This window comes from Burkholderia sp. SIMBA_062 (assembly GCF_046534765.1).
GTDB classification, from domain to species: Bacteria; Pseudomonadota; Gammaproteobacteria; order Burkholderiales; family Burkholderiaceae; genus Burkholderia; species Burkholderia ambifaria.
On record NZ_JAWRYD010000290.1, the window covers coordinates 1 to 269 of the forward strand.

The window sequence follows — 269 nt, forward strand, 5'->3', positions numbered from 1 at the left end:
CCTGTATTACATGCCTTTTATCGGTATTGGCAAAGAAGCCGGTATATACAGTTCTTCCAAGCTTGTCATACTTGGTAAAGATCCAGCCCTTGGCTCCAAAGTTAGTATTGATGGTCCTCAGGTTGCCATCCTGAACTAAAACAATTCTGTCCTGCTTGTCATACACCATAAACTCCCAATCCTTTCCCGGAAGCTTCTTCTCAACCAGCCTGTTTTTGCCATCATAGCGGTACTGGTAGTATAAATTGTCTAGTGTGGAGGGAGATAAT

General features: G+C 43.1%; 1 protein-coding gene. It reads right to left on the bottom strand.

Features of this window, described 5'->3' with window-relative positions:
* The coding region (locus tag SB786_RS36405) for a hypothetical protein (RefSeq protein ID WP_410731605.1) at window positions 1-269 on the bottom strand (269 nt) is incomplete at both ends.